Origin of the sequence: Pseudomonas sp. BIC9C (assembly GCF_034541995.1) — a bacterium.
Lineage (GTDB): Bacteria > Pseudomonadota > Gammaproteobacteria > Pseudomonadales > Pseudomonadaceae > Aquipseudomonas > Aquipseudomonas fluorescens_CC.
Genome location: NZ_JAWDGM010000001.1, coordinates 2,140,390 through 2,154,602 on the forward strand (window position 1 = coordinate 2,140,390; position 14,213 = coordinate 2,154,602).

General features: G+C 62.7%; 11 protein-coding genes. 3 read left to right on the top strand and 8 right to left on the bottom strand.

Annotation, left to right across the window (positions count from 1 at the left end; translation table 11 throughout):
* Positions 1 to 103: 103 nt before the first annotated feature.
* Positions 104 to 1,495, top strand: a complete 1,392-nt coding sequence (locus RS887_RS09985; protein WP_322615202.1) for an L-cystine transporter — start codon at positions 104 to 106, stop codon at positions 1,493 to 1,495.
* 104 nt (positions 1,496 to 1,599) lie between these two features.
* Here the strand turns inward: RS887_RS09985 and RS887_RS09990 are convergent, their stop codons facing one another.
* A complete protein-coding gene (locus RS887_RS09990; RefSeq protein WP_322615203.1) occupies positions 1,600 to 2,112 on the bottom strand; it encodes a dihydrofolate reductase in 513 nt (170 codons plus the stop codon).
* Between the two features lie 85 nt (positions 2,113 to 2,197).
* On the opposite strand from RS887_RS09990, the gene RS887_RS09995 reads away from it, so the two are divergent.
* Complete coding sequence (locus RS887_RS09995) at positions 2,198 to 3,568, top strand: DUF2868 domain-containing protein (RefSeq protein ID WP_322615204.1); 1,371 nt, start codon at positions 2,198 to 2,200, stop codon at positions 3,566 to 3,568.
* Positions 3,561 to 4,937 carry a GTPase/DUF3482 domain-containing protein gene (locus RS887_RS10000; RefSeq protein WP_322615205.1) on the top strand — a complete coding sequence of 459 codons (1,377 nt, stop codon included), beginning with the start codon at positions 3,561 to 3,563 and terminating at the stop codon, positions 4,935 to 4,937. The genes RS887_RS09995 and RS887_RS10000 overlap by 8 nt, the downstream gene beginning before the upstream one ends.
* A gap of 154 nt (positions 4,938 to 5,091) precedes the next feature.
* On the opposite strand, the gene RS887_RS10005 is transcribed toward RS887_RS10000, so the two are convergent.
* The 7 genes from RS887_RS10005 to RS887_RS10035 form a co-directional block, all read right to left on the bottom strand.
* Positions 5,092 to 5,649, bottom strand: coding sequence for a phosphonate degradation HD-domain oxygenase (locus RS887_RS10005; RefSeq protein WP_322615206.1), 558 nt, complete (start codon positions 5,647 to 5,649; stop codon positions 5,092 to 5,094).
* Entirely contained in the window at positions 5,649 to 6,782 is a 1,134-nt protein-coding gene (locus RS887_RS10010) for a TIGR03364 family FAD-dependent oxidoreductase (RefSeq protein ID WP_322615207.1), read from the bottom strand. The genes RS887_RS10005 and RS887_RS10010 overlap by 1 nt, the downstream gene beginning before the upstream one ends.
* 143 nt (positions 6,783 to 6,925) lie before the next feature.
* Complete coding sequence (locus tag RS887_RS10015) at positions 6,926 to 7,951, bottom strand: putative 2-aminoethylphosphonate ABC transporter substrate-binding protein (RefSeq protein ID WP_322615208.1); 1,026 nt, start codon at positions 7,949 to 7,951, stop codon at positions 6,926 to 6,928.
* Positions 7,952 to 8,005: 54 nt separating this feature from the next.
* The gene (locus tag RS887_RS10020; protein WP_322615209.1) at positions 8,006 to 9,730 is read right to left on the bottom strand and encodes a putative 2-aminoethylphosphonate ABC transporter permease subunit; all 1,725 of its coding nucleotides are present in this window, start codon (positions 9,728 to 9,730) and stop codon (positions 8,006 to 8,008) included.
* The gene (locus tag RS887_RS10025; RefSeq protein ID WP_322615210.1) at positions 9,730 to 10,806 is read right to left on the bottom strand and encodes a putative 2-aminoethylphosphonate ABC transporter ATP-binding protein; all 1,077 of its coding nucleotides are present in this window, start codon (positions 10,804 to 10,806) and stop codon (positions 9,730 to 9,732) included. Before RS887_RS10025 ends, RS887_RS10020 begins: the two co-directional genes overlap by 1 nt.
* Before the next feature lie 221 nt (positions 10,807 to 11,027).
* A complete protein-coding gene (locus RS887_RS10030) occupies positions 11,028 to 11,891 on the bottom strand; it encodes a LysR family transcriptional regulator (protein WP_322615211.1) in 864 nt (287 codons plus the stop codon).
* A 16-nt stretch (positions 11,892 to 11,907) separates the two neighbouring features.
* The gene (locus RS887_RS10035; RefSeq protein ID WP_322615212.1) at positions 11,908 to 14,169 is read right to left on the bottom strand and encodes a heavy metal translocating P-type ATPase; all 2,262 of its coding nucleotides are present in this window, start codon (positions 14,167 to 14,169) and stop codon (positions 11,908 to 11,910) included.
* Positions 14,170 to 14,213 lie beyond the last annotated feature (44 nt).

A 14,213-nucleotide genomic window follows, 5' to 3' on the forward strand; every position in this document is an offset into this window, starting at 1 on the left:
TAGTCAATGAGCATTTCGAGCCTGTTTTTAACGCAGCATGATCGAGCGCAGGCACTTTCCGTTTTGAATCGGGTGGCTGGCACAAGTCTTTTTCGGAGTCCCAATGAATCTGCCGCTGATTCTCAATCTGCTGGTGTTCCTCGCTTTGCTCTTCGGCCTGGCGCAAACCCGCCACACCACATGGAGCCTGGCGAAAAAAGTCCTGCTCGCGCTGGTGCTGGGCGTGGCGTTCGGTGTGGCGTTGCACACGGTCTACGGTGCCGGCAACCCGGTGCTGAAAGCCTCGATCGGCTGGTTCGATCTGGTGGGCAACGGTTATGTGCAATTGCTGCAAATGATCGTGATCCCGCTGGTGTTCGCCTCGATCCTCAGCGCCGTGGCCCGTCTGCACAACGCTTCGTCGCTGGGCAAGATCAGCTTCCTGACCATCGGCACGCTGCTGTTCACCACGGCCATTGCGGCGCTGATCGGCATCGGCCTGACCAACCTGTTCGGCCTGACCGCCGAAGGCCTGGTGGCCGGCACCCAGGAAATGGCGCGCCTGCAAACCATCCAGACCGACTACGCCGGCAAGGTCGCCGACCTGAATGTGCCGCAGCTGTTGCTGTCGTTCATTCCGCAAAACCCGTTCGCCGATCTGGCGCGGGCCAAGCCGACGTCGATCATCAGCGTGGTGATTTTCGCCGCGTTCCTGGGTGTCGCTGCGCTGCAACTGCTCAAGGATGATGCCGAGAATGGTCAGAAAGTGATCAACGCCATCGACACCCTGCAAGCCTGGGTGATGCGCCTGGTGCGCCTGGTGATGAAGCTGACCCCGTACGGCGTGCTGGCGCTGATGACCAAGGTGGTCGCCGGTTCCAACCTGCAAGACATCATCAAGCTCGGCAGTTTCGTGGTGGTGTCCTATATCGGCCTGGGCCTGATGTTCGTGGTGCATGGCGTGCTGGTGTCGGTTGCCGGGATCAATCCGCTGCGCTTCTTCCGCAAGGTCTGGCCAGTGCTGACCTTTGCCTTCACCAGCCGCTCCAGCGCAGCGACGATTCCTTTGAGCATCGAAGCGCAAACCAGTCGTCTGGGCATCCCGCAGTCCATCGCCAGCTTTGCCGCCTCGTTCGGCGCGACCATCGGCCAGAACGGCTGTGCCGGTCTGTACCCGGCGATGTTGGCGGTGATGGTGGCGCCGACCGTGGGCATCAACCCAATGGACCCCTTGTGGATCGCGACGCTGGTGGCGATCGTCACGCTGAGCTCGGCCGGCGTGGCCGGAGTGGGTGGCGGTGCGACGTTTGCCGCGTTGATCGTGCTGCCGGCGATGGGCTTGCCGGTGTCACTGGTGGCGTTGCTGATTTCGGTCGAGCCGTTGATTGATATGGGGCGTACGGCGTTGAACGTCAGTGGTTCGATGACGGCGGGGGCGATTACCAGCCAGGTGATGCAGCAGACCGACAAGGCGCTGCTGGATGCGGATGAGCATTCGGAGTTGGTGCAGGCTTAGGTTTTTCTGCGACTGAGCGGGCCTCTTCGCGAGCAAGCCCGCTCCCACATTGGATCTGTGAGCGACACAAATCCCCTGTGGGAGCGGGCTTGCTCGCGAAGCTTTTAGGCTTTTTCCCAGACTTCGAAGCTGTACGCCGGCTTGTCACCTTCGGCCGGATTCGGCACATCCGACACCAGCTTCCACTCGCTCAAATCAAACTCCGGAAACCATGCATCCCCTTCCGGGCTCAGCGCCACGCGGGTCAGGTACAACCGATCGGCCTGCGCCAGCCCTTGCGCATACAACTGCGCACCGCCAATCAGCATCAGCTCGTCGACACCCTGTTCCTTCGCCCATGCTTCAGCACGAACGACGGCGGCTTCCAGCGACAGATAAACCTCCGCACCTTCCAGCACCAGATCCGCCTGACGGCTGACCACGATGTTCAAGCGGCCCGGCAACGGACGACCGAGGGAATCCCAGGTCTTGCGACCCATGATGATCGGCTTGCCCAGGGTGGTGGCCTTGAAATATTTGAAGTCCCCCGGCAGGTGCCAGGGCATGCTGTTGTCGACGCCGATCACACGGTTTTCACCGAGGGCTGCGATCAGGCTGAGGGGGAGTGATTTAGTCATGCCGGCGAGGATACCAGAGCCTCGCTTTCGCCGATAAGCGCCACAGCGGTTATGCTCTCAGCTCAATGAAGCGACGGGATGCCGCGTGACTGAACTCAATACCCTCTGGCTGACAGAAACCATTCGACTGCGCGAAGAACACGCAGGTCCCCTGGAAGACCTTGAAGCCAACCGGATGGCCCGCAGCGCCGGCGGCGATTTGCCGTCGCGCATTCAACGCCGGGCCCTGTGGCTGGCTGAACGCGATGGTCTGGCCGCGGCCCTCAAACACTGGCTGCAAGGCGCACGACTGGCGCTGATCGTTATGGCGGTGCTGGCCGTGATCAGCGGCGCCGGCCTGGCCTTTGCGGCAATGGGCGGTGGCCTGCACCCGGTGAATGTGTTCTGGGCCCTGGGCAGCCTGCTCGGGCTGAATCTGATCCTGCTGCTGAGCTGGGCCTTGGGACTGGTGTTTGCCGGCGAACATGGCGCCAGTCTCGGGCGACTGTGGCTATGGCTAAGTGAAAAACTCGCTCGTGACGCCAAAGCCGCACAGCTGGCACCGGCCCTGCTCCTGTTGCTGCAACGCCAGAAACTCAATCGCTGGGCCATCGGCGTGCTGGTCAACAGCCTGTGGTTGCTGGTGATGCTCAGCGCCCTGGTCATTCTGCTGACGCTGATGGCGACCCGACGCTACGGCTTCGTCTGGGAAACCACGATCCTCAGTGCCGACACCTTTATCGCCGTCACTCAGGCGCTTGGCGCGCTGCCGGCCCTGTTCGGCTTCAGCGTGCCGACCGAGGAGATGATCCGTGCCAGCGGCGATGCCGCACTGAACATCGAAAGTGCCCGTCAGGCTTGGGCCGCCTGGCTGGTGGGGGTACTGCTGGTCTACGGCGTTTTGCCGCGCCTGCTGCTCGCGCTGTTTTGCCTGTGGCGCTGGAAGACGGGGCAAATGGCGCTGCGTCTGGATTTGAACCTGCCCGGTTACGCGCAACTGCGCGAACGCCTGATGCCCACCAGCGAACGCCTTGGCGTCAGCGATGCGGCACCGGCCCAACTGCATCGCGTGGAAAGCGGTGTCACCGAGCAGCAAAGCGACGGCGCGCTGCTGGTGGCCATCGAACTGGACGACCAACGCCCTTGGCCACCGCAATTGCCGAAAAACGTGAGCAACGCCGGCATCCTCGACAGTCGCGAATCGCGGCACAAACTCCTCGAACAACTGAGCCGCTTTCCTCCGGCACGCCTGGCCATCGCGTGCGATCCACAGCGCTCGCCGGATCGCGGCAGCCTGGCCTTGATTGCCGAACTGGCCCGCAGCGCCAGCGCCACCCGCGTGTGGTTGTTGCAGGCACCGCCCGGTGAAGCACTGGACGCCGAACGTCTCGGCGACTGGCACCTGGCACTACAACAACTTGAGCTGACTTTCGCCGATTGTGCGCCGATGAACTGGCTGGAGACGGGTCATGACTGATACCCGCAAGCAGCCTCTGAAACTCGCCGTCGTCGGCCACACCAATGTCGGCAAGACCTCTTTGCTGCGCACCCTGACCCGCGACGTCGGCTTCGGTGAAGTGTCCCATCACCCCAGCACTACACGGCACGTCGAAGGCGCGCGTCTTTCGGTGGACGGCGAGCCACTGCTCGATCTCTACGACACCCCTGGTCTGGAAGACGCCATCGCCCTGCTCGATTACCTCGAACGTCTGGAGCGTCCCGGCGAACGCCTCGACGGCCCGGCTCGCCTGGCGCGTTTCCTTGAGGGTAGCGAAGCCCGGCAACGGTTCGAACAGGAAGCCAAAGTGCTGCGCCAGTTGCTGGCGTCGGACGCCGGGCTCTACGTGATCGATGCCCGGGAACCGGTGCTGGCCAAGTATCGCGACGAGCTGGAAGTGCTGGCCGGTTGCGGCAAGCCCTTGCTGCCGGTGCTGAATTTCGTCAGCAGCGCCAACCACCGCGAACCGGCGTGGCGTGAAGCGCTGGCGCGGCTGGGCTTGCATGCCTTGGTGCGCTTCGACAGTGTCGCGCCGCCGGAGGATGGCGAGCGTCGTCTCTATGAAAGTCTCGCCCTGCTGCTGGAAACGGCCCGGCCGCAACTCGAACGCCTGATCGCCGATCAGCAAGCCCAGCGTCTGGCTCGCCAGCAAAGCGCCGAGCAATTGATTGCCGAATTGCTGATCGATTGCGCGGCTTGCCGGCGCAGTGTGGTCAGTGAAGCCGGGCAGGAACAACAGGCGATCAGCGAACTGCGCAAAGCCGTACGCCAGCGTGAGCAGCGTTGCGTCGAGGCCCTGCTCAAGCTCTACGCCTTCCGCCCGCAGGACGCGGCGGCCAATGATTTGCCCTTGCTCGACGGTCGTTGGGGCGATGACCTGTTCAACCCGGAAACCCTCAAGCAACTGGGTGTGCGCGTGGGTGGCGGTATCGCCGCGGGTGCTGCTGCGGGGGCCGGGGTCGACCTGCTGGTGGGCGGGATTACCCTGGGTGCGGCGGCACTGGCGGGGGCCATCGCCGGCGGCGCTCTGCAAACCGCACGCAGTTATGGCGGCCGCTTGCTCGGCAAGATCAAGGGCCAGCGCGAACTGACGGTGGATGACAACGTGCTGCGCCTGTTGGCGCTGCGCCAGCGGCAATTGCTGCAAGCGCTGAACACCCGTGGACATGCGGCGATGGACAGCATTCAGTTGGCCACGCCTCAGGACAAGAGCTGGCGCGAAGGCAAACTGCCCGAGGCCCTGAACAAGGCACGGGCACATCCGCAGTGGTCGTCGCTCAATCCTCATCCCAAACTGAATCAGGCGGAGCGGCAGGAGCAGGTTGAGGCGTTGGCACAGCAGCTTTAGTGGCTTGATTGATGATGCGTGGTGTCAGCGCTGGCCTCTTCGCGGGCAAGCCCGCTCCCACAGGGTTTTGTGTCGGAACATCCATCTGTCACCGGACGCAGATTCAATGTGGGAGCGGGCTTGCTCGCGAAGGCCGCAACTCGGTGCCGAGGCTTTACGCAGCCAACAAGCGCACCGCCTTGTCCTTCAACACCGCCAGATCAATCACCGGCACATGCATCTCTTTCGCCAGCTCATCCCACTGGCGCATGCGCAAACTCACGGCACACAGCGGGTCCTGCTCGAACGCCTCAGCCTCTTCAGCCGTCATCACCCCGCCCTGATATTCCAGGGTCCGGCGGCTGGCTACGCTCAAGCGCTCGAAGTACCCGGGCTCTTTGAGCGTCAGGTAACGCTTGGCCTGCACGTGGCATTCGACCAGCCGCGCCATGCGTTCGCCAAAGCCCACGCGGCGCAGGTAGTCGGCGCCGAGTCGTTCATGGCTGACCACACCGAAGCCGCCCATGTTCTCCGCGCTTTCAGCGCAGATATGCCCGATGTCGTGGAAGAACGCCGCCAGCACCACCTCATCGTCGAAGCCTTCGGCCATCGCCAGTTCCGCCGCCTGGGACATGTGTTCGATCTGCGACACCGGCTCGCCGATGTAGTCGCTGTCGCCAAAGCGCTCGTACAAACCGAACACCTCGGCAATCACCTGCTCATTGCGCTCCATCAGATTTCCTCCAATACGGTGGCAACGTTGCGTTCAGCCATCGCCGGCCCGACGCTCATGCCGACACCGGTGTGCATCAACGCCACACTGACTCCCGGCATCGGGCGCAGGAACGAGAACGGTCCCGGCCCCCGTGAACCATAGACACCCTGCCAGCGTTCGACCACCTGCACCTTGCAGCCCAGGGTTTGCTCGGCCAGCTCGATCATCCAGTCGTCGACCTGCTCGGCATTGAAGGGCGACGGATCGCGACCGTAATGATGCGAATCGCCAATGATCAACTCGCCATAGGGCGTCGGGCTGATCAGCAGGTGGATGCCGTTTTCGTGCAGGTGCGGCGCGTGCCGCAGAATCTCGGCCTGCACCGCCGCGGCTTCCGGCAAGTCGGCGAAGGCGCCGTAGTGCACGCAACTCAAACCGGTGAGCAACGCGTGTTGCAGGTTGAGGTTGATGTGCGGTCGGGCGCGGAGCATTTGCAGGCGGCAGATTTGCGGGTCGAGTTCGGCGATCTGCCCGGCCAGCAAGGTCTGATAATCGTGTCCGGAGCAGACGATGATCTGCTCGGCACTGAAGCTGCCGGCGGTGCTGTACAAGCGGCCCGGTTCGATATCGCGGACCAGGGTAGAGAAGTGAAACTCGACGTCCAGGTCGCGGCGCAGGAAATCGATCAACGCCGGTATCGCTTCGCGCGAATACAGCTGCTGGTCGTCCATGCCATGCAGCGCCGCGCGGTGATGGCGGAACTGGCCGCCATACAAATCGCGCAAGGCGCCACCGCGCAGCAGCTCGACACGGTAACCGTGCTCCACCGCGCGGCCGTCGCAGAAGGCTTCCAGCAACTGTTCTTCCGCCTCGGTGCGGGCGAACAGGTACGAGCCATTGCGCTTGAGTTGCAGGCCGGCGAGCTGCGCCCAATCGCCCCAGATTCCGCGACTGGCGCGGGCCAGCTCCAGCATCGGGCCCGGCGGTTGGCCGGTGACCAGTGCCTGGCCGAAGTTGCGCACCGAAGCGCCGACCGGCGTTTCGCTGCGCTCGAAAACCGTGACCTTGAGACCGCGTTTGGCGGCGGCATACGCGTGGGACAAACCCAGGATGCCGGCGCCGACGATCAGCATGTCGTTGTGTTGTGTCATCTAGAGGTGCTCTGAATGAGAGACCGCTATCGCGGGCAAGCCCGCTCCCACAGGTTTCGAGGTGTTCACAAAATCTGCATCCACCGTAGTTCCCTGTGGGAGCGGGCTCGCCCGCGATGGGGCCCTGTCAGCCGATAAAGATCTTACTTGGCCGCCACTTTCTCGGACTTGCCGTCATAGCGCTTGCGCCATTCGGTGAGGATCTCGTCGCGGTTCTTCGAGGCCCAGGCGAAGTCGTTCTTGATCAGACGCTGTTCGTAGTCGGCCGGCAGTTCGGTTTGCGGCTTGGCGATGCCAGGCTGGGCGAGCACGGCGAAGTTTTCTTTGTAGAGTTCCATCGCCTCGGGGCTGGCGGAGAAGTCAGCCAGTTTCTTCGCGGCTTCCTCGTGGGCAGTGCCCTTGATCACGGCAGTCGCTTCGATCTCCCAGCCCAGGCCTTCCTTCGGCAGGATGATGTCCAGCGGTGCGCCCTGGCGCTTCAGTTGAACCGCTGGGTACTCGAAGGAAATGCCGATCGGGAACTCACCTGCAGCGGCCAGTTTGCAAGGCTTGGAACCGGAATGAACGTACTGGCCGATGTTCTGGTGCAGGCCGTCCATGTACGCCCAGCCCTGCTTCTCGCCGAAGGTTTGCAGCCAGGCGCTGACGTCGAGGAAACCGGTGCCGGACGATGCAGGGTTCGGCATGACGATCTTGCCTTTGTACTCAGGCTTGGTCAGGTCTTGCCAGCTTACTGGCTTGGTCAGGCCCTGCTTCTCGGCTTCGACGGTGTTGAAGCAAATGGTCGCGGCCCAGACGTCCATGCCAACCCAGGCTGGTGGGTTGGCGGCGTCGCGGTAGTTGGCGCCGATCTTGCCAAGATCTTTGGGTGCGTAGCTTTGCAGCATGCCTTGCTGATCGAGGATCGCCAGGCTGGAAGCCGCCAGGCCCCACACGGCGTCAGCCTGCGGGCGGGCCTTCTCGGCCAGCAGTTTGGCAGTGATGATCCCGGTGGAGTCACGCACCCACTTGATCTCCACATCGGGGTTAGCCTTTTCGAAGGCGTCCTTGTAGGTCTTCAGCTGTTCGGCTTCGAGGGCGGTGTACACCGTCAACTCGGTTTTCGCCGCAAAGGCGTTCAGGCTGAAAGCGGTGAGGACAGCAGCGGCCAGGGCCATAGGCTTGAACATGATCTTTTCCTGTTTTTGAGTTGAGGGACTTTGGCTTTTTTTTGGAGCAGCGGATCAATGGCCGGGCGCGGTCTGCCGCCAGGCCTGGGAGCGGCGCAGCAAGCCGCGCGAAGCCCAGGCCAGCAGCAGGGAAACGCCCGCCGAGGTGAACAGAATCAGGGTCGACATCGCTGCCGCGCCGCCGACGTTGCCGGCGTCGTCCATGTTCAGCACCGCCACCGCCGCAAGGATGGTGTCGGGGCTGTAGAGGAAGATCGCCGCCGAGACGGTGGTCATGGCCGAGACGAACAGGTAGCGCACGATGTCCAGCAACGCCGGCAGGCAGATCGGCACGGTGACGCGCAGGTAATGGCGGTACAGCGGCGCCTTGAGCGACAGCGCGGCGGCTTCGAACTCGGCATCGAGTTGACGCAGTGCAGTGGTGGCGGTCATTTGCGCGGTGGTCAAATAGTGCGCAATGGTGCAGACGATCAGCAGCGTCATGCTGCCGTAGAGCACGTGCAGCGGGTTGCCGGTGAGGTTGAAAAAGAAGACGTAACCCAACCCCAGCACCAGGCCTGGCACCGCCATCGGTACGAAACTGAGCATGCGCAAGGTCAGGTTCAGGCCGCGCTGCCCCTTGGTTTTTTCCATCAGGTAGGCGCCGGTAAAGATCAGCATGGAGCCGATCAGCGCGGTGCCCAAAGCCATCTTCAGGCTGTTGCCGTAGGCCAGCCAGCCACCGCCGGCGGTTTCGTTGAACTGATAGTGGTTGAGCGACAGCGACAGGTTGTACGGCCAGAACTTCACCAAAGACGAGAACACTGCCATGCCGAACACCAGCAGCAAAGCCGCGCTGATCAGCAGCACGATGGCCAGGTAGCAACCATCGCGCAGTTTCGATGGCGCGGGTTTGAACACTTGGGCGCGGCCGCTCATGGAGTCGCCGTGACGCCGACGCAACCAGGCATCGACCCCGAAGCTGAACAGCGCCGGCAGCAGCAACACCATGCCAATCAAGGCCCCGCGGCCGAACTGCTGCTGACCTACCACAGCCTTGTAGGCCTCCAGCGCCAGCACCTGATAGTCACCACCGACCACCACGGGCACACCGAAATCGGTGATGGTCAGGGTGAACACCAGGCAGAACGCAGCGAACACGGCCTGACGGGTCGCCGGCCAGGTGATGCTGCGGAAGGCTTTGGCGGGGCTGGCGCCCATGCTTGAAGCGGCATCGAACAGTCGCGCATCCGCCAGGGACAAGGCTGACAGCAGAATCATCAAGGCGTGCGGGAAGGTGTAGATCACCTCACCAAGCACAATGCCCCAGAAGCCGTAGATGTTGTCCGAAAGCAGACCACGCAACATGCCCTGGTTGCCGAACAGGTAAACCAGCGCAATACCGGGCAGCATCGACGGCGCCATCAATGGCAGCAGCGAGATGCCGCGCCAGATGCCTTTGGCCGGAATCAACGTGCGTTGCAGGGCGTAGGCAAACAGGTAGGCCAGCGGCACGACAATGGCCGCGACGCTGAGAGAAACCTTGAGGCTGTTACCCAGCAACCAGTGGAAGTTCTCGCTGGTCACCAGCTCTTTTGCTGCGACCCAACCACCGCCCTGCCCGGCTTCGGCGCTGAAACCACGCCAGAAGATCGCCAGCAACGGCATCAACACGGCAACGCCGAGCAACACCAGCAGGAGGACTTTGCCACCGACCACGAACAACCGGTCACCGATCTCGGCGCGGGAGGTCTGCCGAACCTGCCTTTGCGGCAGCGGCAGCGCGATGTTCGCGCTCATCAGGCAAATACCTGCAGGCTGCGCGGCGGCAAGGCGACCATGATCTGCTGAGCGCCAAGACGCGGCATGGCTTCCGGCGCCAGTTCCGCCAACAGTGCATGGCCCGGCAACTGATCGAGTTCGAAGCTCATGCGGCAGCGGTTGCCGAGGAAGGTGATTTCGCGAACCTTGGCCGGGAACAGGTTTTCCTCGTGCACCAGCGGGTTGATGCTGATCGCTTCCGGGCGGCAGAACAAACGGCCCGACGCGGTCCTGGCGCCGCCATCGGCCAGACGCATGCTCATTCCGCCGACCTGGGCGTGGCTGTCGCTGCTGCGCTGGAACGGCAACCAGTTACCCTGGCCGACGAACTCCGCCACGAAGGGCGTGGCCGGGCGGTTGTAGATCTCCTGCGGCGTAGCGTACTGCTCGACCTTGCCGTTGTTCATCACGGCAATGCGGTCGGCCATCAGCATGGCCTCGTCCTGATTGTGGGTAACCATCAGCGTGGTGATGCCGAGGTTGCGTTGCAGCTGGCGCAGTTCGGTGCACAGGTGCTCGCGTACCCGGGCATCGAGGGCCGACATCGGCTCGTCGAGCAGCAACAGCGAAGGCGCCGGGGCCAGAGCGCGAGCCAGTGCAACCCGCTGCTGCTGGCCGCCGGACAATTGACCGGGATACTTTTTCTCGCTGCCGCCCAGGCCGACCAGTTCCAGCATCTGACCGACGCGTTGGCGAATCTGGTCGCGGCCATTGCCGGCGAGGCCGTAGGCAATGTTCGCTTCGACGGTCAGATTGGGGAACAACGCATAGGACTGGAACAGAATGCCGTAGTCCCGCGCCTGGGGTGGCAGGTGGGAAACGTCGCGGTCGCCCAAGTACAACTCGCCACTGTCCTGCTTTTCCAGACCGGCGATACAGCGCAGCAAGGTGGTCTTGCCGCAGCCCGACGGGCCCAGCAGACACACCAGCTCACCGGCCGCCACGTCGAGGGAAACGTTATCCAGCGCCGTGAAGGCACCAAAACGTTTCTGTACGCCGCGCACCTTCATCGGCGCGCCGGGGTTGGTCAGGGCAGTTGTGATCGGGTTGTTCATGGACGGACCTCATCGAGCAGATGGGGCCATCCTAGGGTTGTAATGAGTCCGTCATGTGGCAGTAAGGCAAAAACTGCCGATAGTGGTATTCGAGGATTTTGGTTTAAATCTTGTGTTGCCTGAACTGATGCCATCGCGGGCAAGCCCGCTCCCACAAGGACAGCGCAATATCTGTGGGAGCGGGCTTGCCCGCGAAGGGGCCGGCAGCATCACCGCAGACCTCAAGCCGGGGCCATTTCCTGCGCCAACCCCAGAAACGCCGCCGGCAGCCGCGCGTTCTTACGCTCCTTGAGGCAATACAGGTATTCCGGGATTTGCGGCGCATTCTCGATGGTCAGCACCCGCAACTGCGGATCATGGGGCACTTCCTGGCGGGCAATGATGCTGATACCTATGTTGCGCAACACCGCTTCGCGGATCGATTCGCGGCTGCCGATTTCCAGCAGCGGGCCGAAACACACCCCGGCACTGGCCAGCAATTCTTCGGTCAGGCGACGGGTGGTCGAGCCCGGTTCGCGCATCAGCAGGGTATGCCCGGCCAGCGCACTGAGCGGCACATGATCGTGAACCGCCAGCGGATGATTGCGATGCACCGCCAGCACCAGCGGATCGCTGCCGAGCACCCGGCGAATCAGCCGCGCGTCATCGAGCAATTGCGATGACGCCGCGACATCGACCCGGTACTCCTCCAGCGCTTCGAGCACTTGCTGGGAGTTGCCGATTTCCACCGAAACCTCAACCTGCGGCAGTCGCTCGCGGAAGGTTTTCACCAGGTCGAGGATGTAATACGGCGCCGTGGCGGCAATACGCAATGTGCCCTGGACCTGGCCGCAGTTACGCAGGAAAAACTCGATGTCGGCTTCCTGCTGCATCAACACCTTGACCATCGGCAGCAGCCGCGCGCCCTCCTCGCTGACGCTCAGACGCCGGCCGCCACGGTAGAACAACTCGACCGAGTACTGACTTTCGAGGTTGCGGATCTGCGTCGTCACCGTCGGCTGGCTCAGGCCAAGCTTTTTTGCAGCCTGGGTAATGCTGCCCAGGCGGGCCACCATGTAAAACGCCTTCAGCTCGGCACTCAGCACAACCGTCCCTCATCCTTTACTTGCGCAGCAGGCGCAATCCGTTGAACACCACCAGCAAACTCACGCCCATATCGGCGAACACTGCCATCCACATGGTAGCGACCCCGGCGAAGGTTACCCCAAGAAAGACAGCCTTGATGACCAAAGCCAGGGCGATGTTCTGCTTGAGAATGCTCGAGGTCTGCCGTGACAGGCGAATGAATGCCGGAATCTTGCGTAGATCGTCGTCCATCAGGGCAACATCGGCGGTTTCGATCGCAGTATCGGTGCCGGCGGCGGCCATGGCGAAACCGATCTCCGAACGCGCCAGTGCCGGGGCGTCGTTGATGCCGTCCCCCACCATGCCGACCCGATGCCCTTGGGCATAAAGGGCCTCGATGGCCTGCAATTTGTCACCCGGCAACAGGTCGCCCCTGGCCCCGTCGATGCCGACTTGTGCAGCGATAGCCTGCGCGGTGTGGACGTTATCGCCGGTGAGCATCAGGGTCTTGATGCCCAGGTCATGCAGTTGCCGGATAGCTTCGCGGCTGCTCGCCTTTACCGTATCGGCGACAGCGAACAACGCCAGCGGACCAGACGAATCAAGCAGCAGCACCACCGACTTGCCCTGCTTTTCAAGGGCAAACAGCTTTTCTTCCAGCACCGGCGAACACAAGCCCAGATCCTCCACCAGACGATGGTTGCCCAAATGGTAGAGCTGGCCGTTGATCTCGCCGCGCACGCCACGCCCGCCCAAGGCTTCGAAGTTATCCACAATCAGCGCCGCAGTTTTTTTATCCACAACCGCTGTGGCGATGGCCAGGGAAACCGGGTGATCCGAACGCCCGGCCAGTGCGGCGGCAATGGCTGGAGCCGATTCATCGACGGTCGGGTCCAGCGACAGATAATCGGTCTGCACCGGTTTGCCGTGGGTGATGGTGCCGGTCTTGTCCAGAGCCAGGTAGTCGAGCTTGTAACCGCCCTCCAGATAGACGCCGCCCTTGACCAGAATGCCTTTGCGCGCTGCCGCCGCGAGGCCACTGACGATGGTCACCGGCGTGGAAATCACCAGCGCACACGGGCAGGCCACCACCAGCAGCACCAGCGCCCGATAAATCCAGTCGAACCACAACGCGCCCATGAATATTGGCGGGATCACCGCCACCGCCAGGGCCAGGACGAACACCGCCGGGGTGTAGATTTTCGAGAAGCTGTCGACGAAGCGCTGGGTCGGCGCCCGCGCACCCTGAGCCTGCTCGACGGCGTGAATGATGCGGGCCAGGGTCGAGTTATCCGCCGCGGCGGTCACCGCGTACTCCAGGGAACCGGCCTGGTTGATGGTGCCGGCGAATACTTTGTCGCCGACGGTTTTCTCCACCGGCAGGCTTTCACCGGTGATTGGCGCCTGATCGATGGTCGAGCGACCGGACAGCACTTCACCGTCCATGCCGATACGCTCACCGGGACGCACCCGTACACGCGTACCGAGCCCAATGGTTTTGACATCCTGCTCAAGCCAGGTCCCGTCAGCCTGCAACACCGTTGCAGTGTCCGGGGTCATCTGCATCAGGCCGCCGATGGCATTGCGCGCGCGATCGAGGGATCTGGCTTCGATCAATTCGGCCACGGTGAACAGGAACATCACCATGGCCGCTTCCGGCCACTGGCCGATCAGCACCGCGCCGGTCACGGCAATGCTCATCAGCGCATTGATGTTCAGGTTGCGGTTCTTAAGGGCGATCCAGCCTTTTTTGTAGGTACCGAGGCCGCCACTGAGGATCGAGACCAGTGCGATAACCGCCACCACCCAGTTCGGTGCGGAACCGGTGAAGTGGATAACTTCTGCCAGCAACGCACCAACACCGGACAGCGCCAGGGGCCACCACGGCTTTTTCCGGGGCGCAGGCCCCGGGGTTTCAGCACCCTGATCCATCGGCTCGGCCTGCATGCCCAAGGACTTGATGGCCTCGACGATAGGCTCGATATCGGGCAAATCGTGGGTCACGCCGAGCACCCGATTAATCAGATTGAACTCCAGCTGCTGCACCCCGGTCAGTTTGCTTAGCTTGTTCTGGATCAGCGTCTGTTCGGTTGGACAGTCCATGGCCTCGATGCGAAAACTGCTCAATCGGGCCCCGGGCGTCGGCGATTCGCTCAGTTTTACCAGCGCAGGCGCTGCCGCTTTAGATGAGCAGCAAGAGTCGCCGTGACCGCCATGGTCATGTTTTGGCACGGGTTTGAGCTTGTGGCTGTGCTCGTGCTCAGCCCCGGGTTTGTGGGAATGCAGGGAATCGCTCATTGGTTGCGTCCATAAGAGTGCCTGTTGCCAAGTAAAGACCCTGT